Below are 22,865 nucleotides of genomic sequence, written 5' to 3'. Positions count from 1 at the left end.
GGCGCATTTTAGGGGTTTTTCTTTGTCGCAGAGAAGGTGAGTATGTCTCCACGTTTTTGAACCCACTTTCAAAGGATTTCCCATGAAAGCTATCGCCTTTACCCAACACGGTCTGCCGATTGAAGATCCAGATGCACTGCTCGACATGGACCTGCCCAAGCCTGCGCCGGGGCCTCGTGACCTGCTGGTGGAAGTCCACGCTGTTTCGGTCAACCCGGTTGACACCAAGATCCGCGCCGGTTCAGGGCCGACCGAGCCGAAGGTGGTCGGTTGGGACGCCGTCGGCACAGTGCGTGAAGTGGGCAGTGACGTGACACTGTTTCAGCCCGGCGATGAAGTGTTCTACGCCGGTTCAATCGTGCGCCCGGGTAGCTACAGCGAATTCCATCTGGTGGATGAGCGCATTGTCGGCTACAAGCCCAAATCCATTGATAACGCCCACGCAGCAGCTTTGCCTCTGACGTCCATCACGGCCTGGGAATTGCTCTTTGATCGCCTGGGTGTGGAAGAGGGCGGTGGCGAAGGTGAAAGTCTGTTGATCATCGGTGCTGCGGGTGGCGTCGGTTCGATCCTCGTCCAGCTGGCCCGCCAACTGACCAAGATGACCGTGATCGGCACCGCTTCGCGCCCTGAAACTCAAGCGTGGATCAAGCAGCTTGGCGCGCATCATGTCATCGATCACAGCCAGCCGTTGATGGCTCAGTTGGAGCAGATTGGTGTTGGCGAAGTGACTCATGTCGCCAGCCTGACCCACACTGACAGCCACTTCACGCAATTGATCGAAGCGCTGCGCCCGCAAGGCAAGCTGGCCCTGATCGACGACCCGAAAACCCTCGACGTGGTGCCGATGAAACGCAAGGCGCTGTCGTTGCACTGGGAATTGATGTTCACCCGTTCCCTTTACGAAACCCCGGACATGATCAAGCAGCATGAGCTGTTGAATCGCGTTGCCGACCTGATTGATCAAGGCGTGCTCAAAACCACCCTCGGCGAGCACTTCGGCACGATCAACGCCGCCAATCTGCGCCGTGCCCACGCCGTTGTGGAAAGCGGCAAGGCCAAGGGCAAGATCGTCCTCGAAGGCTTCTGATTTTCATCAATATGTCAGTGGCTGCCTGCGTCCAGTAGGCAGTCGGGAGAATGTTCGTGTTCAAGAAGTCCTTTTTTGCTGTTTCTGCCTTGGCGCTTGGTGTGGCCATGACTGCTCACACCGCATTGGCGGCACCGGCAACCGATTTCTCAGCAAGCGCACCGGCCGACAAGTCCATAGGCCAATTGCAGCAAGTCTTCGCGTTTCACGATGCCATGCCCACGGGCGTGACCGTGAGCGAAACCGGCCGTATTTTCGTCAACTTCCCGCGTTGGGGCGATGACGTGCCTTTTACGGTCGCGGAAATTCGGGACGGCAAAGTACAGGCTTGGCCTAACACACAGATCAACAAGGAAGATCCCCAGGACCCGGCCAAGGGCCTGATCAGTGTGCAAAGCGTAGTGGCTGACGGGCAGGGTCGCGTTTGGTTGCTCGACACGGCTGCTCCCGGTTTTGCTGCTCCCAAGCCTGGTGGCGCGAAGCTGGTTGCGGTCGATCTGGCGAGTAACAAGGTGGTGAAAACGCTGGTCTTCCCGGCCAACGTCATCCTGCCGAGCACTTACGTCAACGACATGCGTTTTGATTTTCGCAATGGCAAGGAAGGCACGGTCTATGTCACCGACTCTTCCGTGAGCGGGCCAGGAGCAATCATTGTCATGGACATCGCTACTGGTAAGGCGACGCGGCGTTTGAGCGGTGCGAAGTCGACATCGGTTGATCCGTCGTTCATTCCGGTCGTCGAAGGGCAGGCCGTCATGGCCACGGGCGCTGATGGCAAGAAGAAAGCGCCAGCGGTTGCTTCCGATGGCATCGCACTGTCGCCAGATGGCCAGACGTTGTATTTCAGTCCGCTGTCCAGCCGTCATCTGTATTCGGTACCGACCAAGCTCTTGCGTGATGCAAGCGTCAGCGAGAAGGCACTGGACGCAGCTGTTCAGGATCTCGGTGAAAAAGGTGCTTCCGATGGCCTGGAAGCGGACGCGGACGGAGCGGTATACGCCACTGATTACGAGCACAACGGCATTCGCAAGCGACTCGCGGATGGCACTTGGCAAACCATCGTTCACGATCCTCGGGTGTTGTGGCCGGATACCTTGTCCATAGGTCCGGATGGCTATCTGTATTTCACCGCCAACCAGTTGCATCGCCAGGCCGGTTTCCAAGGGGGTAAAGACCTGCGCCAGAAGCCTTACAGCCTGTTGCGGGTAAAAATCAACGCAGCGCCAGCGCCGACTCGCTAAGCATTTTTGACCGGAGAACACCATGGAACTCGCCAGCCTCGCCAAAACCCGATACACCACCAAGGCCTACGACGCGACCCGCAAAATCCCTCAGGCCAGTATCGATACGCTGCTGGACCAACTGCGCCTTAGCCCGTCGTCGGTGAATTCGCAGCCTTGGCATTTTGTGGTTGCCGCCGACGAACAGGGCAAAGCACGCATCGCCAAAGGTGCGCAGGATGGTTTTGCCTATAACGAGGCGAAGATCCTCAACGCGTCTCACGTCATTGTGCTGTGCACCCGCACCGAGATGACCGAGGATCACCTGCACGCGGTGCTGGATCAGGAGGATCTGGACGGTCGCTTTCAGAGTGCCGAGGCCAGGGCGGGTCAGGACAAAACCCGTCGCGGCTATGTCGATATGCACCGCTATGACCAGAAAGACGTGCAGCACTGGATGGAAAAGCAAACCTACCTGGCACTGGGCACCTTGCTGCTGGGCGCGGCTTCGCTGGGGTTGGATGCCACGCCAATGGAAGGTTTTGACTTCAAGAAACTCGACGAAGAGCTCGGTCTGCGCGCTCAGGGTTTCACCAGCCTGGTGATCGTCAGCCTGGGTTATCGCAGCGAAACCGACTTCAACGCCAAGCTGCCTAAGTCGCGTCTGGCGGCCGAGTCAGTGTTTACCTTTCTGTAAGTCGCACAGTGAACTGCAGGTCCCTGGCTGAAGCTGCCTCGGCCTGCTGTTCGCGATCAGTGTGTTGCACGACTTATCCCAAATCCCCGCAGAAAAAAGCCCACCAAACAGGCACTAAGCTGGCCAAGTGCTGTCAATCACTTGCGGATTGCCGGGACATTGACGCGGCGCCGCGAACATTGAATCTGCAGGCGCGACGCCGGTGTCAATGGCACCGCGCTGTCGCGCAGCAAACGCCGACCCTGTAGGAGTGAGCTTGCTCGCGATTTGGTTTCTTGGTTGAAGAATTTATTGCCTGAACTGACGCGATCGCGAGCAAGCTCACTCCTACAGAAACCTCATTTCAATCAGATTGTTATGTTTTTTTGATAGGGCTAACGAAGGCTGCGATGACGGTGCGTCAGCCTTAATGTTTTCGCAGCCTTCGGCAGCTCCTGCAGGATTGGGTTTACCTCCAGCTAAAACCCGAGCGCATGGATTGCGATCAATACACTGACTCTTCTTTTCGGTCGATACCCTATGCGCTTCCTGCTTGATCCGCGTCATGACATTGATGCCGCTTTGCTCTGCTACCGCCGGGTGTTCTGGTCGTTGGCGCTGTTCAGTGGGGTGATCAACCTGCTAGTGCTGGTGCCTTCGCTGTACATGATGCAGGTTTACGACCGGGTGCTTACCAGCCGGAACGAAACCACTCTGGTCATGCTGACCATGATCGCGCTGGCGTTGTTCATGTTCAGCGGGATGATCGAGTGGGTGCGCAGCCACGTGATGATTCGCATGAGCGCGGGTCTGGATGAGGCGCTGGGCGAGCGTGTGTTCGACGCCGCATTTGCTCGCAGCCTGCAAGAGCACAACGCTAATCCGGCGCAGGTCCTCAGCGATCTGACCAGCCTTCGTCAGTTGATCACCGGGCAGGGCTTGATTGCCTTGCTGGATGCTCCGTGGCTGCCGATCTTTCTCTTGGTGGCGTTTGTTATTCACCCCTGGTTCGGTCTGCTGACGCTGGTGCTCGCCCTCGTGCTGATTGGTCTGGCGCTGTGGGGCGAACTGGCGACACGGGCCAGTCTGGGTGAAGCCAACCGCGTGAGCGTGAGTTCGGCGGGGTACGTCAACAGCACGTTGCAGAACGCCGAAGTGATCAGGGCGCTGGGCATGCTCGGCCCGTTGCGCCAACGCTGGAGTCTGTTGCAGCAGCGGATCATTGCCGCCCAGTCGCAAGCCAGCGACCGCAGCGCTCAGATCACCTCTGCTACCAAATTCGTCCGTATTTCCGGGCAGTCGCTGGCGTTGGGGCTGGGCGCCTTGTTAGTGCTTGAGGGCCAGCTTTCGGCGGGCATGATGATCGCCATGTCGCTGCTGCTCGGTCGCGCGCTGGCTCCGGTTGAAATCGCTATCGGTTCCTGGAAGCAGTTCAGCTCAGGGCGCCAGAGTTATCAGCGCTTGAGCCAGCTATTGACTCAGCATCCCCGCGAACGACTGCGCATGCCATTGCCGCCACCCACAGGCGCGGTGCGTTTGGAGCAACTGTATGCGGGACCGCCGGGCGCAACGCAACCGATCCTGCGCGGGATCAATTTTGCCCTCAATAAAGGCGACGTGCTTGCGGTGATCGGCGCCAGTGCCAGTGGCAAGTCAACGCTGGCAAGAGCAATGGTCGGCGTCTGGCCCGTGCTGGGCGGTTCGGTGCGTCTGGATAACGCCGAAATCAGTCAGTGGACTCACGATGCATTGGGCCCCCACCTTGGCTACTTGCCTCAGGACATCGAGCTGTTTGCCGGTAGCGTTGCCGACAACATTGCCCGCTTCGGTGAGCAGGACGCCGACAAGATCATCGCGGCCAGCCGTCATGCGGGCATTCACGACATGATCCTGCGTTTTCCTCAAGGCTATGACACGCCGCTGGGTCCTGGCGGGCTCGGATTGTCCGGCGGTCAGAAGCAGCGCCTGGGCCTGGCCCGTGCGCTGTATGGCAACCCGGCATTGATCGTCCTCGATGAACCCAACTCTAACCTGGACGAAGCGGGCGAGCTGGCGCTTATTCAGGCGGTCAAGGCACTCAAGGCTTCGGGCAGTACCGTGGTGTTGATCACCCATCGGCCAGGCATTCTGGCCGTGGTCGATCACATTCTGTTGCTCAGAGACGGCGCCCAGCAGGCCTTTGGTCCAAGGGATCAGGTGCTCAAGGCATTGATGCCAGCCGATAAAACCGCTCCTGTCAGGGTAGCCAACAAAGATGCGTGATCTTGATCCTGGCGCCAACGTGCGCATCGACAATCCCGTCAGCGTGCGTAACCCCGGTGCCGCGCCCAAGGCCAGTACCGACGCGGGCGGCGCTGCGCGTTACGGGGTCATTTTTCTCTGTGTCGCGCTGGGCAGTTTTCTTCTGTGGGCGTGCCTTGCGCCGCTTGATCAAGGCGTCGTGGGCAGCGGCACGGTGGTGGTTGCCGGTGAGCGCAAAGCGGTGCAGTCGCTGGTTGGCGGTGTGGTTGAGAAACTGATGGTCAGCGACGGCGATCACGTCAGTCAGGGCCAATTGCTGGTGCAGCTCAATACCTTGCGAGCGCAGTCGCAGCTGGACGTCACCCAAGGCAAGTTGCTCAATGATCGTGCGGTGGAAGCGCGGTTGATCGCGGAGCGTCTGGGCAACCCGAGCATCGAATGGCCGCCTGAATTGCTGGAGCGCGCTCAGGAGCCACGAATCAAGTCGGCCATGGCACTGCAAACTCAGTTGTTCGAGACCCGTCGCGCCGAATTGGCCAGCCGCCTGAAAATCATCGAGCACGAAATCGAGTCGTTGCAGCAGCAACTACGAGGTTACGAAGGCGTGAAACGCAATTTCGATGCGCAGATGCAGTTCCAGCAGCAGGAACTTGAAGGCCTGCGCGAACTGGCGCGTGAAGGGTATGTGCCGCGCAGCAAGCTCTACGAAGCCGAGCGCAACGGCGCGTTGCTGGCTGGGCAGATTTCGTCCGGGCAGGGTGATGTTGGCAAAACGCGTCAGGCGATCAATGAAAGCCGACTCAAGATGCTGCAGACCCAACAGGAGTTTCGTCGTGATGCCGAGACCCAGCTCAGCGAGGTTTCCGCCGAGGCAGCAGGCTTTGCCGATCAGATCAGTGCGTTGCAGTTTGAAGTCGAAAGCGGTGCCATTCGCGCGCCGGTTTCCGGGCAGATCATGGACGTGACAATTCACACCGTGGGCGGTGTCGCGCAGGCCGGCCAAAGCCTGATGCAGGTCGTGCCGCTGGATGCGCCGATGGCAATCACGGCGCGTTTCGAACCGTTGATGGCAAACAAATTGCGACCGGGTTTACCGGTGAACGTGCATTTCACAGCGCTGCAACGGGTTGATACGCCCACTGTGACAGGCGTGGTGAGTACCGTTTCAGCGGATCAGTTGCTTGATGAACAGACGCGTCGGCCGTATTTCTCCGCCAAGGTCGAGATCCCTGCCGAGACGGTGGTCGCGCTGCAAAATGCTGGATTGCTGGTGCGTCCCGGCATGCTTGCCGATGTCACGGTGGTGACCGGAGAGCGCACGCTGATGAATTACCTGATGAAGCCCCTGCGCGAACGGATGCTCGCTGCGTTCAAAGAGGAATGAGCATGATCCCGCGTTCTCGCCGTTCCCGTTGCTTTTTAGTGGCAGGTCTCTGTGCTGGTCTCTGGACTGGCTGTGTGGTGTTCAATCCTGCATGGGCCGCTGAGGCCGGGTTGAGCCTTACCCAGGCCTACGATGCCTCACGCCTTAATGACCCGACGCTGAAGTCGGCCGGTCATGCTTATGACGCGTCACAGCAGGAAGAGGCGATCGGTCGTGGCGGTCTTCTTCCGCAGGTGTCTTTGACCTCGCGCTATGGCAATGGCGGCCGCACCGATGGCGGCAGCGATAACGGCTATGTGAACAGCAATGATTACCAGGCCAACAACGTCACGCTTGCCGCTCAACAACCGCTGTATGACAAAGGGCGCTGGGCGGCTTATAAAGAGGGCAAGGCGCGTGGAGTGCTGGGTACACAACAGTTCGACCTTGCCAATCAAAGTCTCTATGACCGGGTTGCCAAGGGGTATTTCGATGTAGCCCGTGCCGAAAACGAGATCAAGCTGATCGCTCAGCAAAAAGCAGCGATCAGCGGCCTGGTCACGCAAAGCCAAAAACTGTTCAAGTCTGGGCAGGGCGCTATTACCGACATTTACGAGTCGCAGTCTCGTCTGGATCTTGTTGAAGCGCAGGAGACAGAAGCCATGGCGCGGCGCACGGCCGCGCTGCGAGCGTTGTCTGGCCGCGCGAGCGTGCCAATTGATGATATTCAGCCGATGCGCGAAGAACTTTCCGCCGCCAGCCCGATCCCTGCTGAACAGGATTTGCCTTACTGGACGGCCATTGCCAAGGACGCCAGCCCGGAGCTTGCAGCGCGTCTGGCGGCCATGAGGGTGGCCGAGGCGCAAGCTGATACGCAACGTGCCGGGCATTATCCGACGCTGTCATTGACCACTCAATTGACGCGTCGAGAGACCCGCCAGTATCAGGACCTCGATCCGCGTCAGGACACGTATTACGTGGGTGTCCAGCTGGATATCCCGTTGTATCGCGGTGGCTCGGTTCGAGCGTCGGTGGCCAAGGCCGAGGCGCAACTGGCTGGCGCGCAATCAGACTACGACGTGCAGCGTCAGCAACTGGCGGAAGACATCGAAACGGATTACGTGGGGGTAGTTGCCGGGTTTGCCAAAAGCAAGGCCATGCAGCGTGCGGTGGAGTCCAGCCAGCAAGCGCTGACCTCGACCGAGAAAGGTTTTCAGGGTGGTGTTCGTTCGACGGTGGATATCCTTGATGCACAACAACGCGTGTTTCAGGCACGCCGTGATTTGCTCAACGCCAAGCTCGACATGCTGCAAAGCTATGTGAGCCTGCATACCCACACCGGCCTGATGAATCGCGGTGTGCTGGAACAGGTGCAGCGGTTGTTTTGATGCCGCTGCGATCTTCCAGCCGACTCAGATCCATGTGGGAGCCGGGCTTGCCCGCGATACAGACACCGCGGTCTGGCAGGCAGATCACCGAAACCTTATCGCGGGCAAGCCCGGCTCCCACAGGGAAAGTAACTCGCCATTGAGCAGTGACAAGGGAATCTGTAGGAGCTGCCGAAGGCTGCGAACTGCGGTGTCTCAGGCAAAACGCCTTCGCAGCCTTCGGCAGCTCCTACAGACCAATGTGTAGAGATCCGATGCAGCCCCTGATATCAGAAGCCACACCGGATCCCCTCACACTGATCAGGCCGTAAAGTCGCTGGCGTGCAGCTCCTTGACACCGACCAGCTGGATTTCGAACTCCGCGGTGGCGTCCGCATTCAGGCTGCCGTAGAGGATGCCGTCGGCGAAACGAATCTGGCCGGTGGCGTCTGCGGTGTCGAAGGCGTTGCTGCCGATGAACTTGAAGGCGTCCATCCCGCTGGTCAGCGGGTTGGCATCCAGACCGGTGAGGTCCAGTTGATCACCATCAGCGGTTTTAAAGCCGCTGATGACGTCCCGCAATGCACCGGTGCCCATGTCAGACAGCGAGCCGAAGACGTAAGTGTCAGCGCCTGTTCCGCCCGTCAAGCTGTCCGTGCCTTCGCCGCCGATCAGTCGGTCATTGCCTGCACCACCCACCAGCGTGTCATTGCCCGCGCCGCCATTCAGCACGTTGGCGCTGCTGTTGCCCGAGAGGGTGTCGGCATAAGCACTGCCGGTCAGGTTTTCGATACCTTTGAGGGTATCCAGTCCCGAGCCCACGGTGTTTTGCTGCGCAGAGGTGGACAGCGTCGCAGTGATGCCCGCCAGCGCGCGCTCGAACGAAACCGTATCGTTGCCATCACGGCCTTCCAAGACGTTATCGCCAGCACCCGCGAACAGGATGTTGTCCAGCGCGTTGCCGATGCCATTAGCTGCTGCGTTACTGTCGATGTACAGGTTCTCAACGTTCGCCGTGAGGGTGTAGGTCGCCAGGCTGCTGTGAACGCTGTCGGTACCGCCCGACACCTTGTCACTGTTGGTCTCGATCACGTTGTCGCCGATGTCGTCCACGTAATAGGTGTCGCTGCCGTTGCCACCGCTCATGCTGTCCGCACCAGCCGCACCGTTGATCACGTTATTGGCCGAGTTACCGGTGATGAAGTTGCGGACCGCGTTGCCTGTCCCGTCGATTGCCGAGACGCCGGTCAACACCAGATTTTCCAGGTTGTCGCCCAGTGTCCAGCTAACCGAGGCCTGCACCGTGTCGATCTGCGCCGGGGAGGTGTTGCTTTCCACCACGCTGTCGAAGGCGTTGTCGACCACATAAATATCGTTGCCGTCGCCGCCGGTCATGGTGTCAGCGCCCAGGTCGCCGTCCAGCGTGTCGTTGCCCGAGGTGCCAACCAGCGTGTCGGCCTGATCGGTGCCGAAGATCATCCCGCCTTCGTTATGAGCGTTGTCGAAGATGTCCTGCACGCTGTTGTTGTCGTTCGGGTTGCCCTTGAAGCCCAAGTCATCAGCAATGTAGTCAGCCAGACGCTGGCCGACGATTTCTGCGGACTCTTCATGCAAGTGCCAGACGTCATCGGGATATACCAGCGGATCGACTTCATGACGCAACGGCAAGTCGGTGTAATCAACGGCCAGTTTCACGTCGGTACGTTCGGCAGCAATCGCTTCCTGTGTGGCGCGGACGTAGTCCACACCCTCAACAATCTGCGCGATCTTCTCTTCGGAATAACCCCGTGCACGGGCGGCGTCCTGGTCGTAGTGACCGGTCTCCATCATGTACACATCGAAGCTGCCGACCTGCGCGTGCAGGTAGTCGAACACCGCCAGTGTTGCCGCTTTGTAGTCCGCAGCCGCTGCCTGTTTGTCAGTGGCCCGGCCAATTTCCTGCGCCGCTTCTTCGCCCTGACCCCAGATGATGCCCATCTTGACGTTATCGATGGCCTTGAGCTCGGTGAGCTGGTTCTGCAGCAGTGCAACGGCACGCAACAGCGCCGGGCCCGGCTCGTTGGTGTCGGTCAGCCACCAGCACAATTTCAGCTCTTCGGCGCCCAGTGTGGACATGCCGTTGACGGTGCTGCCGCCCACTGCGATGTCGATGCCATTGCCGTCAGCATCGTTGAACTGGCTGCGCACGTCGTAAGTGGTGTACTTGCTCAGGTCGTTGACCAGCATCGAGGTGCCGGACTGATCATCGTCCTCGGTCATGCGCAGCAGTCGCGCGTTGGACTGCCCGAGCGTCGGCAGGTAAAGAATGTCCTGCTGGGCGCGTTGGCCGAAAACGAAGTCGTCGGCGGTCAGCGTGTTGAGGTAGTTACCGCTGAGGGCGATCTCGAAACGATTGCCATCGGCATCGGGCACACTGGATTTGATGTAGGTCTTGTCGCCCGCCTCATTGAGGGTCATGTACAGCGTGCCGTTGCTGCCGTCGCCCAGGCCGAGGAAGCCCAAGGCCGAGACATCAATCTTGTCCACACCCTGGGTGAAGTCATAGATCGTGTCGGTTGCGGTAACCCCGCCCGCGTCGTAATCGCGGTAGCTGTCGAGCACGTTGCTGTAGCGGAACGTGTCGGCACCTTCACCGCCGTAAAGCGAGTCACGTCCGGCGCCGCCGTCAATAATATCCGCCCCGGCACCCGCGCGGATTGTATCGTTGCCGCCCAGACCCAGAATCAGGTCCGCGCCTGCTGTACCGGTCAGGGTTTCAGCGTTGTCGGTGCCTGCGATGGTATTGGCCGGAGCATCCGCCACCACTAATGCAAAGTTGTCACTGACCGACGCACCCGCTGGGTCGGTGGCTTTGATCAGTACGTCGTAATTGCCTGCCGCTGTGCTGGTGGGTGTGCCGCTGAAGGTCAGGTTGACTGCGTCAAAGCTCAACCATGAAGGCAGCGCTGTACCGTCTGCGAGGGTGGCGCTGTAGCTCAACACATCCCTGTTGCCATCGGCGAAGCTGTTGCTGGTTACCGTGTACGAGAAGGCGGTGTTTTCAGTTGCGTTCTGGTCCAGCAGCGGGATCACGACGACTGGCGCGACATTGGTCGGCGTGTTCTGGTCAGCGAACACGAAATGGTTGGCCGTCAGGCTGTTGACCAGATTGCCCGCCATTGAAACCTCAAAGCGGTTGCCGTTGGCGTCGACCGTGTTGTCCTTGAGATAAGTGCGGTTGTTCGACGCGTTGTAGATCACCTGCAGCGTGCCGTTGAGGCCGTTGCCCAGGCCGGTATAGCCCAGCGTCGAAACGTCGATCTTGTCGGCGGCTACGTCGAAATCAAGGATCTGATCACTGGCGCTGGTCGTGCTGGTGCGATAACTGTCCATCTTCGAGGTGAAGCGGAAAACGTCAGCGCCGTCACCACCGGTAAGTTTGTCCGCACCGGCACCGCCGACAAGAATATCGTTGCCCGCGCCGCCGTTGAGCGTGTCGTTACCTGCACCGCCCAGCAATTGCTCGTTGGCCGCAGTGCCCGTCAGGGTGTCGTTGTTTGGTGTGCCATTGATGATGATCGGCGCACCCGGAACGTCCTGCACCGCCAGTGTGAAACTGTCGCTGACCGTGGCATTGCTGCCGTCAGTGGCAGTAATTTTCACTGAATAGTTGCCCGAAGCGGTGCTGTCCGGCGTGCCGCTGAGTGTGCGGCTGGCAGCGTCGAACGTCAGCCAGCCGGGCAGGGCGCTGCCGTCGGCGAGGGATGCGGTGTAGCTGAGGCTGTCATTGTCAGGATCGGTGAAACTGGTCGCAGGGACGACATAGCTGAACGCGGTGTTTTCCGTCGCATTCTGATCCAGCAGCGGCGTCGCCACGATTGGCGCCTGATTGGTGGTGGGCGCGGTGGCGAAGACGAAGTTGGCGTTGGTCAGCTTGTCGAGGTAATTGCCATCCAACGCGATCTCGAAGCGGTTGCCGTTGGCATCGGCTTCCAGTGACTTGATGTAAGTCTTGGTCCCGGCGTCGTTGAGCACCAGATACAGGGTGTTGTTTTTGCCATCGCCCAGACCGGTGAAGCCCAACGCCGAGACGTCGATCTTGTCGGCGGTGCGATCAAAGTCGGTGATCAGGTCACCCAGGTTAGCGCCGCCTGCGTTGTAGTTGCGGTAGCTGTCCGTGCGTTCGGAGAACACAAAGGTGTCCGCGCCCGCACCACCGCTGAGCGTGTCCATGCCCGAACCGCCATTGAGCGTGTCATCGCCCGCGCCGCCAGCCAGGCTGTCGTTACCGGCCAGGCCAAGCAGGGTGTCTGCCGCCGCCGTGCCCTGCAACGAGTCGTTGCCGCTGGTGCCGGTCACCGTCCGGTTGAAGATGAAGTTGTCGGCCGTCAGCGTGCTGGTGAGATTGCCGTTCAGAATCAGCTCGAAGCGATTGCCGTTGGCATCCGCATCGTAATCCTTGATGTAGGTGCGGTTGTTGCTGGCGTTGTAGCTGAGCTGCAAGGTGCCGCCGCGACCGGTACCCAGCCCGGTGAAGCCCAGGTCGGCGATATCGATCTTGTCTTGAGTGACATCGAAATCGGTAACGGTGTCGACGAAGCTGTTCGTCGCGTTGCGATAGCTGTCGGACTGGCTGGCGAAGCGAAAGGTATCCGCGCCCGCACCGCCGGTGAGCTTGTCGACGCCCGCGCCGCCGACCAGGATATCGGCTCCTGCCCCGGCATTGATCACGTCGTTACCGGCTGCGCCATAAAGGATTTCATTGGCGCTGCTGCCGATCAGCGTGTCGTTGCCGTCGGTGCCCTGAACAGTGACGACTGGAACGGTGGCGCTGACGTAACTGCCATCGCCATAAACAAGGGTCTCGCCCTTGGTGGTATGGCCAATGGTGTTGCCGATGATCGCGTTGCGGTCGGTGCCATCTTCGTTACGTTCGGCCACGCCGTAAGTCGACAGGTTGCTGCCGGTGATGGTGTTGCCCTGAATCGTGTTGTCGCTGCCGTTGAAATACTTGCCGGAGACGCCAAGGGTATCGTCGTAGGACTGGATGATGATTTCCGGTACACCGCCTTTCAGGGCGTTGTTGCTAAGGGTGTTGTCGGTCACGTCAACGTTGTTGCTGCCGTAGATCCGCACCCCGGCGCTGCCGTTGTCGTGGATATCCACACCGCTGAGGGTGACATCGCTGGACAACTTGATGAGCACGCCTTCGGCACCATTGCCGTAAACTTCGCCACCGGTGATGACGATGTTGCTCGGCGAAGGAATGTTCTCGCTGCCGCGCTGCACCACGATCCCGCCGCCGCCATTGTTGTAGGCGACGTTATTGGTCAGGGTGAAGTCGTGAGTGCTGGTGACCACGTTGAAGCCATGGCGGTCGTTGTCGTAGGCGACGTTGTTCTCGAACGTGCTGTTGCTGAGAAAGTCGGCCACGAAGCCGTCCAGGCCATTGCCGTGGGACACGCTGTTCTTGATGACCATGTTGACGGTCTGTTCGTGCGGGTCGAAGCCGTAACCGGAGCAGTCCTTGATTTCTACGCCGTCCAGGGTGACGTTGGAGTCATAACCTTCCTGGCCGGGAATGTAACCATTGAACCAGCCGTCGATCTTGCCGGTGGTGTTATCCCGGTTGCCATCGAGGGTCAGGTTGCTGAGGCCGAAGTCATGGGTTTCTTCGCCGTACGCCGAGCGAATGATGCCGGTAATTTTCGTATCCGAGCCGTCAGCCACCTTGATGTTCGAAACGCCCATCCCGTCGCCATACATGTACACATTGCTTTTGAGCATGAGGCAGCCGTCCGACGGTTCCTCACCCCCACTGACAATGAACGTCCCTGGCGGAATATAAACCTGACCCCCGCCTGCCGCTGCTGCTGCATCAATAGCCTTTTGGATGGCAGCGGTATCATCCGTGACGCCATCTCCTTTGGCGCCAAAATTTTGGACGTTAAAAATCATGGGGTTATCTCCGTTATCAGGCCTAGGTTGCTCGGCTGCCAAAATCCAATCGGCTAGCACTCTGATATGACACGAAGACGCGTAAAAGTTGTGACCGTGCGTCGGGAAACCGTCGTCCGTTCGGCGGTTGGAAAAAACGATGTGTAACGAATGTGATTTTTAGACGTTTTGTTGACGCCATTACTTAGTGATTAATTACCGCACACCCTTGTAGGAGCTGCCGAAGGCTGCGATGTGGTGCGTCAGGCAAAACGCCTTCGCAGCCTTCGGCAGCTCCTACAAGGGAATGCGATGCTTATTAGTTGGAGCCGAGCTTGCTCGCGGTGAACGATGACGCGGTATGCCTGATACACCGAGGTGTCTGAATCGTCGGAATGCCGCCCAGACCAAGCCCAGCTCCCACAGAGGATCGCCGACATCTGTGGGAGCCGAGCTTGCTCGCGATGAACGATGGCGCTTATGTCAGATCCATCCACGCAACAATGCGCCTACTAGCTCCCGCGATACGTCGAGAACCCGTAAGGGCTGATCAGCAGCGGAATGTGGTAATGCGGCAAGCTGCCGTCAACGTTGAAGATCACCGGCACTTCGGGAAAGAAACTCGCCGTCTGGTGCTTCTGGAACCATTCACCGGTCTTGAACGTTACTCGGTAGGTGCCTTTCTCCAGCGTCTTGCCTTCCGGGTACAGCCCGGTAATCCGGCCCTGTTCATTGGTTACACCCTTGTTCAGCGTGCTCCAGCCCTGACCTTCCTGTTTTTCCAGCGTCACGCTGACATCGGAGGAAGGCAGGCCGTCCTGCAGGTTCAGCACGTGTACGCTCAGCGGATTACCCGCGGCCAGCGCGATGGACGAAAGGCCGCTCAATACAGCGCCTGCAATCAGTGTTTTGAACATGTTCATATGTGATATTCCAGATTATTTGAGGTTGGGTAAAACGTGAGCGATGCCTTTCAGCGCGCAGCCTTCATCGACTTCCGCACCACCTGCACCCGCAACGCCGATAGCGCCGATAACCTGATCGCCCATCTTCAACGGCACGCCACCGCCTAACAGCAGCAGCTCATCAAGGGTGTTGAGGTTCTCGGCTTCGGGGTTGTTGCGAGCGCGTTCGGACAGCAGTCGCGTCGGGGTTTTGGTCGACAGCGCAGTAAAGGCTTTGCGTTGCGCCGCGAGCGTGTTGTGCGGGCCAACATTGTCGTCGCGCTGCACAGCGACCAGATTGCCGCCGCGATCAACCACCGCAGCGACAGCGGTTTTGCCATCGGCGTGACAGGCCGCCAAGGTTGCACTCAGCAGGTCATTGGCAAGCTTCAGGGTGACATCCGGACGCTGGGCGACGTTCGGCACATCGGCCAGCGCGACGCCGGACCCCATGGCCAGTGTCAATAAAGAAAGGGTGACGCTTCGGATCAGCATGCAAATCTCCGGTTCAGGCTCGGCTGAGCAATTGCCAGCCATACTGCCCAAGCCTTCCGCACAAACTGATTGCCTGCGGATTACGTATTTGTAATGAGATGGGGCGGCGTATCGGCTTACGCTATGCATCAGTGGCGGAGGACTTAATGCGTATCCTGGTGGTTGAAGACGAAGCGAAAACAGCGGATTACCTGCGCAAAGGGCTGGGGGAATCCGGCTATCTGGTGGAAGTGGCCTTGAACGGTCTTGACGGGCTGCATCTGGTGCAGGAAAGCGAGTTCGACCTGATCATCCTCGACGTCATGTTGCCCGGCCTCGACGGCTGGCAACTGCTGCAGATCATTCGCCGTAAATGGCAGACGCCGGTGCTGTTCCTCACTGCACGCGACGCCGTGGAAGATCGTGTCAAAGGCCTCGAACTGGGGGCCGATGATTACCTAGTAAAACCCTTTTCCTACGCGGAGCTGCTGGCCCGGGTTCGCACTTTGTTGCGTCGCGGTCCGCCTCGTGAAGTGGAACAGTTTCAGATTGCCGATCTGCAGCTGGATTTGCTAAAGCGCAAAGTCACCCGTAATGGCGAACGCCTGAACCTGACCAACAAGGAATTCGCACTGTTGCATCTTCTGCTCAGTCGAGAGGGCGAAGTCCTGTCCCGTGCGCTGATCGCCTCCCACGTCTGGCAAATGAATTTCGACAGCGACACCAACGTGGTCGACGTCGCGATTCGGCGGCTGCGTGCCAAAGTCGACGACCCCTACCAAGCGAAACTTATCCACACCGTGCGCGGCATTGGTTACCTGCTGGAGCTGCAGCAATGACCCTGTGGCCCAGAACCCTGAGCCTGCGCCTGGCGTTCATGTTCGCTTTGGTCAGCGTGCTGCTTTTAGGCGCTGTCGGCTTTTACCTCTATCAATCCCTGCAACGCGAAATCACCTGGCGCGATGATCAAGCGCTACTCGGTCGCGTGGAGCGCATGCAGGCGCTGATCACTGACAGCGACAGCATCGACACCCTGCGCAAACGTCCGCAGCTTTACGAAAACATGCTGGGCAATCGCGATAACGTGCTGTGGATTGTCGATGACGCCGGGCAACTGCTCATCGACGTCAACCCGCTTGCCCTGCCAGTGCCCGAGTTGCCAGCAGCGCCTTCGCCACAGTTGGGTGATAGCCCGGGTGACAAGTCGTTGCGACTGGCGTGGCTCGATGTGCCAGGCACCGATCGACATCTCAAACTGATCGCTGGCAAGCTGGTCAACGAGCGCGAGCAAATGCTCAGCGCCTACCGCATGAAAATCTGGGTGGCCTTGCTGGTCGGCGCAGTGTTGGCGTTCCTGCTGGGCTGGATGGTCAGCCAGCGGGGGCTGCGTCCGGTTCGGCAGCTGGCGACACGTGCTGCCAGCATCGATGTGCAAAACCTGCACCTGCGCTTGCAGGCGTTCAAGGACGTCAACGAACTGAGCGCCCTGAGTCACGCCCTCAACCAGATGCTAGCCCGTCTGGAAGACGGGTTCGCCCAGCTCACCCGCTTCAGCGAAGACCTTGCCCATGAAATGCGCACACCGCTGAGCAATCTCATGGGACAAACCCAACAGACACTGGGCCGCAGCCGCTCGCCTGAGGTCTATCAGGAACTGCTGGTTTCCAATCAGGAAGAATACGAACGGCTGGCGCGCATGATCGACAGCATGTTGTTCCTGGCGCGTACCGAACAGCCCAAAGCCTCGATCAACCGCCAACAGATCGACCTTTACGCGATGGTCGCTCAGTTGTGCGATTACTTCGAAGGCATGGGCGAAGACCGTGGCATCGAGCTGATCAATAGGAGCCGCCCCAGTGTCACTGACACCCCGCTGTCGTGCGGCAAACACGGGCTTGTGGGAGCGAGGCTTGCCCGCGAAGCCGTCGACTCGGTAAGTCACGCACACCACGCTATCGTTCTTCGCGGGCAAGCCTCGCTCCAACAGAAAGACCAGGTTTATCCAGATGGTTATTCCGTGTTTGATAAGAGCCAGTGCACGCTAAACGCCGACCCTGAATTACTGCGCCGCGCATTGGCCAACCTGATCGCGAACGCCCTGCGTTATGCGTCACCGAACACCCCCGTAACCATCGGCAGCACGCTGAGCACGGGCGGTTTGGAAATCTACGTCCACAACGTTGGCGAGCCTATCGGCGCAGAGCATCTGCCGCACCTTTTCGAGCGCTTTTATCGCTGCGATCCTTCCCGTAACCAGCCCGGCGACTCGGGCGGACTTGGCCTGGCTATCGTGCGCTCAATCATGCAAGCCCATGGCGGTCAGGTCACCGTGGCAAGTGATAGCGCCGGGACTGTTTTCACGCTGGTTCTGCCGACCTGAAGTTCACCTTCCTGAGCGGTGCTAAACCCGCTCTGCCCAGGTTTATCGCTGAAGAAACCTGATAAACCTCACCGTTTGCAGCGTGGTTCAAGGTGGGAGATGGCTGGAAGGGTCTATGCTGAGTTTGACCTTGCAGACAAGGTCGACCCTTCGCGCACAGCCTACCAGGCAGAACACGTGAGACATTCGATACCCAACGCAGCATTGCTCTGCCTCAGCCTGTTACTCAGCGCGCCCGTCAGGGCCGATCACTATCAGGTCGTGACCGAAGAGTGGGCGCCCTACAACTATGTGGAAAACAACCAACTCACTGGAATGACCACCGAAATTGTCCGGGCCATCATGGCACTCACCGGGGACAACTTCGATATCGTGCCGCTACCCAGCATGCGCGCCGGCTACGCACTGAATTCGCGTCCCAAAACCATCATGTATTCCATGTTCCGCACTACCGAGCGCGAGCCGTTATACAAATGGGTCGGTCCCATCGTCGAGGAATCGATACATCCTTACCAAATGGCCGATGCTCCGCCGTTAAACACTCTGGAACAACTCCGCCAGGCACCCATGGTCACTACCCGACACGCCGGTCTGGTGCCCAACACCCTGCAAGCTCTCAACTTCACCAACCTCGACAAAACCGCCACCCAAAGCCCTCAGCTCTACCGCATGCTCCTCGCCGGGCGCACCGACATCATCGTCGGCGACACCGACGCAGGCGTCGCTTACTACACCCGCCAACTGAAAATTCCGCCGGGCACGCTGAGGCGGATACCGGTGGAGGTGTACCGGTCTTCGTTGTACATCGCGTTCAGTCTGGATTGTGATGATGAGGTGGTGACGGGGTGGAGGAGGGCGCTCGAGAAGTTGCGAAAGTCGGGGGAGTTGGGGCGGATTCAGGGGCGGTATGAGGGGTTGGGTGATTTGTGATGCTTTAAATCTGATCTGATGGGCTGGGAAAATGAAACTGATCAACCACGGGCGACAGATGGTGTTTGATCAGCATTTCGATTTTTAAGAATGGGCGTGACCTTTGTCGTCCCTCGCTACCGCTGAGCGATCTGTTACACAGCCTCTGCGCATTTGCGAAGTGCTGCCTTGATTTCCCTCACCAGTCCAACGAACTCTTGCACTAGAGCTGCGAGTTGAACAGGATTTGAGGCTGAAGGTCTTGGGTATGGCGGCGGGCCTGAGAACGGGCTGCGGACAAAGCCTGGGTCTTCCTTGCGCTTTCCCTCATAGGCAAGCACAGCAAAGTTGGACCCGATATATCCTTCAGGGCCGAGCCCCGAAATCATGAGCTCGAGACCACCGCGCTGCTTTACGAGCAACGCCTTCCATTCAATCGCGCCAATCTTTTCCGACTCGATCTCAAATGATCTATCGCGACTGTCGTAGCGGATGGAAGTCCCGGCTGCTTCGAAGGCGGCAAGTATCTCTTTTTTCGACGCAGCAAATGATGAACCAGGAACTAAAGGGAAGCGATCACACAACGCCCAATATTTGTCTGGAAAGTCGAGTGTGGCGAGGAGACAGAGAAACGCGTCGTTAAGCACAGTTAATAGCTCGGTAGTTTGAACGATTGTAGAGCTGGAGTAAGCGATTTCGCTGCACGCTTGCTAATAACAGGACTTGCAACAATCCGCTGCATGGTACGGAGCAAGGTGATCCCCACGCGGCTGCGAGGGTGGGTCAGGCGGGGGACGATCTTTGGGATGTTCTGCGACTTTTCGACAACGGGTCGCAGGACGCTCTCATAAGCTGCAAACGCAGCAGAAAGATCGTGGGATTTCGAGAGTTCGCCAGCCAGCACGTATGCGCCTACAAGGGCCAGTGAAGCTCCAACCCCTCCCAGTGGGGTGACGCACCAGGCAGCGTCGCCGGTGAGAACCACATGACCCGCCGACCACCGTTTGATCTTCACCTGCCGCAGATCGTCGAACCAGAAGTCGTCGGCTGCCTCCATGCCCGAGAGCAGGCGTGGTACTTCCCATCCTGCACCTTCGAAATGCGTTTTCAGAAAAGCCTTCTGCTGGGCGATAGTCCTGACGGTTGCCACGTTTCGCTGCCCCTGAATGTTGAAGAAGGCGCGGGTGGTACCACAATTGTCCGGGCGCACGCCTGCGCTTCGACCGCCTGGAGCGTTATACCAACGTGCGGTCTCACTGTCCGTCGAAGCGCGTGGCACGGTGAAGAATGCAGTCGCCAGATCCATCCAGCGTGGTGTGTTCTCTCCGGGAAACACCATGTCACGGGTGTATGAGCCAACGCCTTCGGCTACGATCACCAGATCAAAGCGCTCCTCGGTGCCGCTCTCGAACCTGACAATCGCTCCCTTTTCATCCTGTACAACGGCAGTGACCCGCTCCCCGAAGCGATACTCGGTGTGAGGCAATGATGCTTCGTAGATGAGACGGGCCAAATCGCCGCGCAATATCTCCAGCTCGGCGGTAGGGCCGTCTCCTTCCAGATCAGCCAGGTCAATACGAGCCACGGTCGTGTTTTGATTGTCGACCCACGCTATTCCACGCTCGCCAGTGTTGTGATCTTTAACCGCCTGCTCGAGCCCCATAAGCCGTAGCACTTCCCGGGCCGGGCCCCGGACATCTACATTCTGCCCACCGTCCCGAAAGGCTGGCGCCTGCTCGACGACCGTGACATCACAGTTCTGCTTAGCCAGCCACCAAGCGGTGGCGCAGCCTGCGATACTGGCTCCTGTGATGAGTATGCGGCGTGACATCTGGCTTTCTCCGTGAAGTTTTATAGGGCCGTATTTAGGGTTGGCTCAACGGGCCATTAGTCGCTATTGGCTGAGGCAATACTGAACGAGTAAGCGCTTGTGATGACGTCCAGGGCGACCGTGTTCCCGATATAGCCTGACCGCAAATGCCGATTGCTGAATTTATAAGGAGTCACCGTCCGGGCATCCCGCCTTTACGATCTCTTGGGTGGATGATTCTGGTATGTAGCACTGGGGGCTGAGCTTCATTGCAGCTAAAGCTGACATTTCATCCTGTCTGATCTACATTCTAGCCGTCCATCTGTTTCAGGCGATCTCATGCTGACCGGATTCAATCATCTCATCCTCGCCGTATGCAGCTTACTACGCAGCATTGCCTTTTATGAGGAAACGCTAGGCTTCAAGTTGTCTGCACGCTGGAAGACTGGGGCGTATCTTAGCCTGGGTGATCTCTGGTGCGGACTTCCCTATGTGCCTTCACTGGAAGAGGATCGCAAGCGGATTCGAGTCGCTCCAGAGCGGCCGAAACCGACGTTGTGAGTTCCGCCACTCCCTGACATCGACCCTCACTCTCTGCTTAAAAGGCTGTGCCATGTTGCCCCAACGTATCCAATCACCTTCGTTGCACGATCTGCAAACCACCGTGGCCGAACTGCTCGGCAACAGTGACGAACACGTCGTGGTGCAGTTCTCGGCGCCCGAGCAATACCCGGCATCGATATTGGCAGCGCTGGACGCCTTGTGCGCACAACACGGCCATCGCCTCGACGTGCGCTTCTACGGGCACTACGCCGCCGACCAGCCCTTCGACGGTCGCACACTCGAAGCCCTGCCTAATGTGCAGACCTTGACCCTCGATTGCCTCTATCACGCCGAACGGCTTGAGACGCTGGCAAGCCTTGAGCACCTGCGCAGTCTGGCGCTTGGCGTGGACAAGCTTGACCTCAACCCGATATTGGCCTTCAGCAACTTGCAAAACCTGACCATGCTGCGGGTTTTCCAGGAAGTGGGGCCAAAGCTGGACCTCGCTTCGGTCAGCCGCCTGCCCCACCTGCGGGTGCTGCACCTGAATGCAAAAACCCAGGGACTGAAGCCGCTGGAAGCGCTTACTGGACTGACCGAACTCAGCCTGTACCGACAGCCGGCCACTACCACGTTTGAGGTGATCTCGAAGTTACCCAGTTTGAAGACTCTTTCAATCGGTTTTGGCAGCCGTGAGGCGATGCCGGAGTTGTTCAGTGACAGCGTTACGCACTTGAGCCTGCTCCGGGTGCGCGGGTTGCAAGCGCTGGAGCCTGGACGCTTTCCCAGGCTTGAGGTGTTGGAGATTGAGGATCAGCCGCACTTGGGTGAGCTGGTTTTCGGGACGGGTAGCAGGTTGCGGGCGTTGCGTTTGGCTAATCTCAAGTCGCTTGGGCGAATTGACGGGTTGGGCGAAGCGCCGATTGGCAAGTTGTCGATTTATAAAACGCCGGAGTTGGATTTGCTGGCTTTGCTTGATCAGCCGTTGCCAGAGTTGAAAGCTATGCGGCTGGTGAGTGGTAAGCGGGGGGTTGATCAGGAGATTGATGCGAGGCGCGAGACGCTAGGGCTCGCGTTGGTGAAAGGGATTTTTGAATAATGAGAGATGTTGGTTTACCGGACTTCAGCCTATTGTGCTCGCTTAATGTGAGCGTCTGGCAGATACACCTTGCTGATAGCTGAATTGCCGCCTTTCGGCGCGAATTACAGCCTTTTAAAGTCGCGTGATAGAACCACCAGCTTCATGATCAGAAGTTGGCCAGTTCACTGTGGTCGATTGATCGCCAAACGACAGATCGATAACCGCCGACTGTTCAGTCGACCGTTTTGGCGTAGATTTCACTGGAATAAAAGCTGATAGCATCGCTGGTGGCTGATCTCGGTACAGCGGCATCCACTTTCGAATCACGTTAGCGTTGATGCCATGGCTGACGGCGTAGTGTGCAGCCGCCGCTATCGACCCAAAGCGGACTCCTGCACTTTCTGATTGATAAGCTCACCGCACGATACTGATCAACACTCGGACTTGAACGAATGACAGACGATCCTTTTCGTATCCCAACAGATGCTGAAATTGCTGACGCGGAGAGCAGGCTCAATTTTCGCTTTCCCGATCAATATATCCAGTTCCTGAAAGGTGGCAGCGACGTCGCAAACGCCGTATTTGAACCCGCGTTGATTTTGAGCGGATGCAGCCATCTGGATATCTTTGAAATTGCTGAAGCCGCCTGGGCTCAGGGCTTGTCGCGGGATTGGTTGCCTTTCATTGAGGATAACAGTGACTACTTCTGCATATCGCAGGCGGGGGCTGTTCGATACTGGTCACACAACGGAAGTACAGACGAAAGCTGGCTAACCTTTGCGGCGTGGTTCGAACAGGTCTGCGTAGCTCTTGAGTGACCTGGAGTGCGTCTCCCCAAAAAACATGCTGTC

16 protein-coding genes and 1 pseudogene are annotated in these 22,865 nt (G+C 58.4%); 12 read left to right on the top strand and 5 right to left on the bottom strand.

Translation table 11 applies throughout. The annotated features are described in order from the left end of the window. The first annotated feature begins 82 nt into the window (after positions 1 to 82). From AO242_RS23660 to AO242_RS23635, 6 genes are all read left to right on the top strand, one after another. Positions 83 to 1,090 carry a zinc-binding alcohol dehydrogenase family protein gene (locus AO242_RS23660; protein WP_099270579.1) on the top strand — a complete coding sequence of 336 codons (1,008 nt, stop codon included), beginning with the start codon at positions 83 to 85 and terminating at the stop codon, positions 1,088 to 1,090. 107 nt (positions 1,091 to 1,197) lie between these two features. Further along, positions 1,198 to 2,331, top strand: coding sequence for an L-dopachrome tautomerase-related protein (locus AO242_RS23655; protein WP_099270604.1), 1,134 nt, complete (start codon positions 1,198 to 1,200; stop codon positions 2,329 to 2,331). 22 nt (positions 2,332 to 2,353) lie between these two features. Beyond that, positions 2,354 to 3,007 carry an oxygen-insensitive NAD(P)H nitroreductase gene (nfsB, locus tag AO242_RS23650; RefSeq protein ID WP_099270578.1) on the top strand — a complete coding sequence of 218 codons (654 nt, stop codon included), beginning with the start codon at positions 2,354 to 2,356 and terminating at the stop codon, positions 3,005 to 3,007. Positions 3,008 to 3,526: 519 nt separating this feature from the next. Beyond that, complete coding sequence (locus AO242_RS23645) at positions 3,527 to 5,248, top strand: type I secretion system permease/ATPase (RefSeq protein WP_099270577.1); 1,722 nt, start codon at positions 3,527 to 3,529, stop codon at positions 5,246 to 5,248. Further along, positions 5,241 to 6,611 (top strand): HlyD family type I secretion periplasmic adaptor subunit, encoded by a 1,371-nt coding sequence (locus tag AO242_RS23640; protein WP_099270576.1) that lies wholly within the window; start codon positions 5,241 to 5,243, stop codon positions 6,609 to 6,611. Before AO242_RS23645 ends, AO242_RS23640 begins: the two co-directional genes overlap by 8 nt. Next, positions 6,608 to 7,978: a TolC family outer membrane protein gene (locus tag AO242_RS23635; protein ID WP_373562246.1), complete on the top strand. Its 1,371-nt coding sequence runs from the start codon at positions 6,608 to 6,610 to the stop codon at positions 7,976 to 7,978. The genes AO242_RS23640 and AO242_RS23635 overlap by 4 nt, the downstream gene beginning before the upstream one ends. Before the next feature lie 300 nt (positions 7,979 to 8,278). Here AO242_RS23635 and AO242_RS23630 read toward each other — a convergent pair whose 3' ends face one another. The 3 genes from AO242_RS23630 to AO242_RS23620 all read right to left on the bottom strand — a co-directional run bounded on the left by AO242_RS23630 (position 8,279) and on the right by AO242_RS23620 (position 15,312). Then, positions 8,279 to 13,894: a putative Ig domain-containing protein gene (locus AO242_RS23630; protein ID WP_099270574.1), complete on the bottom strand. Its 5,616-nt coding sequence runs from the start codon at positions 13,892 to 13,894 to the stop codon at positions 8,279 to 8,281. 491 nt (positions 13,895 to 14,385) lie between these two features. Continuing rightward, positions 14,386 to 14,796, bottom strand: coding sequence for a hydroxyisourate hydrolase (gene uraH / locus AO242_RS23625; RefSeq protein WP_027900118.1), 411 nt, complete (start codon positions 14,794 to 14,796; stop codon positions 14,386 to 14,388). A 15-nt stretch (positions 14,797 to 14,811) separates the two neighbouring features. After that, the gene (locus AO242_RS23620) at positions 14,812 to 15,312 is read right to left on the bottom strand and encodes a GlcG/HbpS family heme-binding protein (protein WP_099270573.1); all 501 of its coding nucleotides are present in this window, start codon (positions 15,310 to 15,312) and stop codon (positions 14,812 to 14,814) included. A 146-nt stretch (positions 15,313 to 15,458) separates the two neighbouring features. Here AO242_RS23620 and AO242_RS23615 point away from each other — a divergent pair, with 146 nt between their 5' ends. From AO242_RS23615 to AO242_RS23600, 3 genes are all read left to right on the top strand, one after another. Then, complete coding sequence (locus tag AO242_RS23615) at positions 15,459 to 16,130, top strand: heavy metal response regulator transcription factor (protein ID WP_027900116.1); 672 nt, start codon at positions 15,459 to 15,461, stop codon at positions 16,128 to 16,130. Continuing rightward, positions 16,127 to 17,671 (top strand): ATP-binding protein, encoded by a 1,545-nt coding sequence (locus AO242_RS23610; protein WP_257153493.1) that lies wholly within the window; start codon positions 16,127 to 16,129, stop codon positions 17,669 to 17,671. Before AO242_RS23615 ends, AO242_RS23610 begins: the two co-directional genes overlap by 4 nt. 177 nt (positions 17,672 to 17,848) lie before the next feature. Beyond that, positions 17,849 to 18,601 carry a substrate-binding periplasmic protein gene (locus tag AO242_RS23600; protein ID WP_099270602.1) on the top strand — a complete coding sequence of 251 codons (753 nt, stop codon included), beginning with the start codon at positions 17,849 to 17,851 and terminating at the stop codon, positions 18,599 to 18,601. Between the two features lie 134 nt (positions 18,602 to 18,735). Here AO242_RS23600 and AO242_RS23595 read toward each other — a convergent pair whose 3' ends face one another. Then, positions 18,736 to 19,227 carry a hypothetical protein gene (locus tag AO242_RS23595; protein WP_099270572.1) on the bottom strand — a complete coding sequence of 164 codons (492 nt, stop codon included), beginning with the start codon at positions 19,225 to 19,227 and terminating at the stop codon, positions 18,736 to 18,738. 2 nt (positions 19,228 to 19,229) lie between these two features. Next, positions 19,230 to 20,402 (bottom strand): annotated as a pseudogene (locus AO242_RS23590) (FAD-dependent monooxygenase); the annotation flags it as partial. 327 nt (positions 20,403 to 20,729) lie between these two features. Here AO242_RS23590 and AO242_RS23585 point away from each other — a divergent pair. The 3 genes from AO242_RS23585 (at position 20,730) to AO242_RS23575 (ending at position 22,832) form a co-directional block, all read left to right on the top strand. Beyond that, positions 20,730 to 20,951, top strand: coding sequence for a VOC family protein (locus AO242_RS23585; RefSeq protein WP_099270570.1), 222 nt, complete (start codon positions 20,730 to 20,732; stop codon positions 20,949 to 20,951). A 52-nt stretch (positions 20,952 to 21,003) separates the two neighbouring features. After that, on the top strand, positions 21,004 to 22,032 hold the full coding sequence (locus tag AO242_RS23580) for a hypothetical protein (RefSeq protein ID WP_099270569.1): 1,029 nt from the start codon (positions 21,004 to 21,006) through the stop codon (positions 22,030 to 22,032). Positions 22,033 to 22,466: 434 nt separating this feature from the next. Continuing rightward, positions 22,467 to 22,832 carry an SMI1/KNR4 family protein gene (locus tag AO242_RS23575; RefSeq protein WP_099270568.1) on the top strand — a complete coding sequence of 122 codons (366 nt, stop codon included), beginning with the start codon at positions 22,467 to 22,469 and terminating at the stop codon, positions 22,830 to 22,832. Positions 22,833 to 22,865 lie beyond the last annotated feature (33 nt).

It is taken from the genome of Pseudomonas sp. ICMP 561 (assembly GCF_002699985.1).
Classification (GTDB): domain Bacteria; phylum Pseudomonadota; class Gammaproteobacteria; order Pseudomonadales; family Pseudomonadaceae; genus Aquipseudomonas; species Aquipseudomonas quasicaspiana.
The sequence above is the reverse complement of the archived record's forward strand: the minus strand, read 5'-3'. Positions and strand labels throughout refer to the sequence as shown.

Excerpts from the sequence above, each read along its gene's own strand:
- AO242_RS23660 (WP_099270579.1), top strand. The coding sequence starts at position 83 with ATGAAAGCTATCGCCTTTACCCAACACGGTCTGCCGATTGAAGATCCA.
- AO242_RS23655 (WP_099270604.1), top strand. The coding sequence starts at position 1,198 with ATGACTGCTCACACCGCATTGGCGGCACCGGCAACCGATTTCTCAGCA.
- nfsB (WP_099270578.1), top strand. The coding sequence starts at position 2,354 with ATGGAACTCGCCAGCCTCGCCAAAACCCGATACACCACCAAGGCCTAC.
- AO242_RS23645 (WP_099270577.1), top strand. The coding sequence starts at position 3,527 with ATGCGCTTCCTGCTTGATCCGCGTCATGACATTGATGCCGCTTTGCTC.
- AO242_RS23640 (WP_099270576.1), top strand. The coding sequence starts at position 5,241 with ATGCGTGATCTTGATCCTGGCGCCAACGTGCGCATCGACAATCCCGTC.
- AO242_RS23635 (WP_373562246.1), top strand. The coding sequence starts at position 6,608 with ATGAGCATGATCCCGCGTTCTCGCCGTTCCCGTTGCTTTTTAGTGGCA.
- AO242_RS23630 (WP_099270574.1), bottom strand. The coding sequence starts at position 13,894 with ATGATTTTTAACGTCCAAAATTTTGGCGCCAAAGGAGATGGCGTCACG.
- uraH (WP_027900118.1), bottom strand. The coding sequence starts at position 14,796 with ATGAACATGTTCAAAACACTGATTGCAGGCGCTGTATTGAGCGGCCTT.
- AO242_RS23620 (WP_099270573.1), bottom strand. The coding sequence starts at position 15,312 with ATGCTGATCCGAAGCGTCACCCTTTCTTTATTGACACTGGCCATGGGG.
- AO242_RS23615 (WP_027900116.1), top strand. The coding sequence starts at position 15,459 with ATGCGTATCCTGGTGGTTGAAGACGAAGCGAAAACAGCGGATTACCTG.
- AO242_RS23610 (WP_257153493.1), top strand. The coding sequence starts at position 16,127 with ATGACCCTGTGGCCCAGAACCCTGAGCCTGCGCCTGGCGTTCATGTTC.
- AO242_RS23585 (WP_099270570.1), top strand. The coding sequence starts at position 20,730 with ATGCTGACCGGATTCAATCATCTCATCCTCGCCGTATGCAGCTTACTA.
- AO242_RS23580 (WP_099270569.1), top strand. The coding sequence starts at position 21,004 with ATGTTGCCCCAACGTATCCAATCACCTTCGTTGCACGATCTGCAAACC.
- AO242_RS23575 (WP_099270568.1), top strand. The coding sequence starts at position 22,467 with ATGACAGACGATCCTTTTCGTATCCCAACAGATGCTGAAATTGCTGAC.